Below are 2,620 nucleotides of genomic sequence, written 5' to 3'. Positions count from 1 at the left end.
GGCGCGCGCCGCGGATCGAGGTGCTGGCGGGCGCCGGACATCTGCTGCCGCTCGAACGCCCGGCAGAGGTGGCGGCGCTGATCCTCGACCTCGCCGCACGGAGCGCGCCGGTCCCCACCTCCGCCTTCGCCGCATTGCTCGCGTCGGACCGGGTGAGCGCGCGCACCCGCTGGCTGCTGGCGGAACGCGCGGTGCCAGACGATCCGCACGCCGAGCCCGCGACGCTGACCGCGCCCGAACTCGTGCTGCTGCGCGCGGTGGTGGCGCGGGTGGTGCCGCACGGCCAGCCGGGACTGGACCTCGCCGCGCGCATCGATCGGCAGCTCGCCGCCGGCGAGGGCGACGGCTGGCGCTTCGCCGACCTGCCGGGGGACGTAACGGCCTATCGCGCCGGGCTCGCGGCCCTCGCCGGCGCAGGCTTCGGCGACCGCGACGGGGACGCGCAGGACGCACTGCTCCGTGCGCTGGCGGCGGGAGAAATTGCGGGCGAGGGCCTGTCCGGCGCGCAGGCCGCGCACTGGTTCGAGGACGTATGCGCGGACGCGGTACGGCTGTGGGTGGCGCATCCCGCCACGGCCGCGCGGATCGGCTATGACGGCGCGGCGAACGGCGGCGACGGCCTGCGACTCCAGGGTTATCAGCGGACCGGCGCCGACGATCGCGAGGCCTGGGAACCGGAGGCGGTGCGATGAGCCGTTTCGCAGCCGACGACGCGGTCGACGCGGTGGTGATCGGCACCGGCGCGGGCGGGGCGCCGCTGCTCGCCCGGCTGGCGCGCGCGGGGTTGAGGGTCGTGGCGCTGGAAGCGGGCCGCGCCTGGGAGCCCGAAGAGCACACCCCCGACGAGACGGGCGCGTCCGGCATCTACTGGATGGACGAACGGCTGAGCGGCGGCGACACGCCGACCGCGTTCGGCGGCAACAACTCGGGCACGGGCGTCGGCGGCTCGACGCTGCACTGGGGGGCCTTCTGCCCGCGTCCCGACCCGCGCGACCTGCGCCTGAAGTCGCTGACCGGCGCGGGCGAGGACTGGCCGATCCCCCATGCCGAACTGGTCGACTACATCGGGAGGGTGGAGCGGTTCATCGGCGTCTCGGGTCCCTCCCCTTATCCGTGGGACCCGGACCGACGCTATCCGCTGCCGCCGGTGGCGCGAAACGCGCCGGCGGACGCGATGGCCCGCGGCTGCGCCGGCCTTGGCATCGTCGCCACCGACGCGCCCGCCGCCCTGGTGTCGCGCGACTGGGCGCAGGAGGGCGGCGCGCTTCGCCAGGCGTGCGTCAACTGCGGCGCCTGCCACCAGGGCTGCCGCAACGCCGCCAAGACGAGCATGGACACGACATACCTCCCCTGGGCGGTGGCGGCGGGCGCGGAGGTGCGGTCGGGCGCCCACGTCCACGCCGTCGAGCGCGACCAGGCCGGACGGATCACCGCCGTCGTCTATCGCCAGGACGGCGTCGACCGACGCCAGCGGTGCGCCGCGCTGGTGATGGCGGCCGGCGGGATAGAGACGCCGCGGATGCTGCTCCACTGGGGCATGGCCAACGGAAGCGGCCAGATCGGCCGGAACTTCATGGCGCATGTCGCGACCCAGGTCTGGGGCCGGTTCGACGCGGAGATGCGGATGAACCGCGGCTATCCGTCGTCGCTCATCACCGAGGATTTCGTGCGGCCGGACGGCGATGGCTTCGCGGGCGGCTATCTCGTCCAGAGCCTGGGCGTGCAGCCCGCCACCTGGGCCGCGGGGCTGGTGCGCGGCGCCGGCCTGTGGGGCCGCGCGCTGGTGGACAGGATCGACGGCTATCTTCACATGGCGGGGATCGGCATCAACGGCGAATGCCTGCCTGGCGAGGCGAACCGGCTGGTGCTGGCGGACGAGACCGACGCGCTCGGCATCCCCAAGGCGCGGATCGACTTTTCCTATGGCGCGAACGAGCGCGCGATCGATGCACATGCCGTCGCCACGTTGACCGCGATCTGGGAAGCCGCCGGCGCGCGCGACCTGTTCCAGGTGCAGCGGTCGGCGCATACGATCGGCACCTGCCGGATGGGAACGGACCGCGACACCGCGGTGGTCGACGCCGACGGGCGCAGCTTCGACGTGCCGAACCTGTGGATCTGCGACAATTCGGTGTTCCCAAGCTCGCTCGCAGCCAATCCTGCGCTGACGATCATGGCGCTGGGACTGCGCACGGCGGAGCGGATGCTGGCGGCGCGATAGCGCGGCGCGGACTATCGCCGGTCGGCGAAGAACGCCCGCAGCAGCGCCGCCGCCTCGCCCTCGCCGATCCCGGCATAGACCTCGGGCCGATGGTGGCAGGTCGGCTGGCCGAAGAACCGCGGCCCGTGCTCCACCGCGCCGCCCTTGGGATCCGCCGCGCCGTAATACAGCCGCGCGACCCGCGCATGGGCGATCGCGCCGGCGCACATGGCGCAGGGTTCCAGCGTAACGTACAGGTCGCAGCCGTCCAGGCGTTCCCGGCCCAGCCGCTTCGCCGCCGACCGGATCGCGCGAACCTCGGCATGGGCGGTCGGATCGCGCGACGTGCGGGGCGCGTTGGCCGCGACCGCGATCACCGCGCCGTCGCACACGACCGCCGCCCCGACGGGCACCTCGCCC

3 protein-coding genes are annotated in these 2,620 nt (G+C 74.1%); 2 read left to right on the top strand and 1 reads right to left on the bottom strand.

All coding sequences use genetic code 11. The annotated features are described in order from the left end of the window. Positions 1-692 (top strand): gluconate 2-dehydrogenase subunit 3 family protein (locus HUU95_RS13930; RefSeq protein ID WP_174280648.1); only part of this gene is annotated, 692 nt, incomplete at its 5' end. After that, the gene (locus HUU95_RS13925; protein WP_174280647.1) at positions 689-2,221 is read left to right on the top strand and encodes a GMC family oxidoreductase; all 1,533 of its coding nucleotides are present in this window, start codon (positions 689-691) and stop codon (positions 2,219-2,221) included. The genes HUU95_RS13930 and HUU95_RS13925, both read left to right, overlap by 4 nt. 11 nt (positions 2,222-2,232) lie before the next feature. On the opposite strand, the gene HUU95_RS13920 is transcribed toward HUU95_RS13925, so the two are convergent. Beyond that, on the bottom strand, positions 2,233-2,620 hold a 388-nt coding region (locus HUU95_RS13920; RefSeq protein WP_174280646.1), incomplete at its 5' end, for a nucleoside deaminase.

The sequence above is a fragment of the Sphingomonas bacterium genome, from assembly GCF_903643065.1.
GTDB lineage: Bacteria > Pseudomonadota > Alphaproteobacteria > Sphingomonadales > Sphingomonadaceae > Sphingomonas.
This window is presented reverse-complemented; position numbering and strand designations above follow the sequence as displayed.

Coding starts and splice junctions, on each gene's coding strand:
- HUU95_RS13925 (WP_174280647.1), top strand. CDS start 689: ATGAGCCGTTTCGCAGCCGACGACGCGGTCGACGCGGTGGTGATCGGC.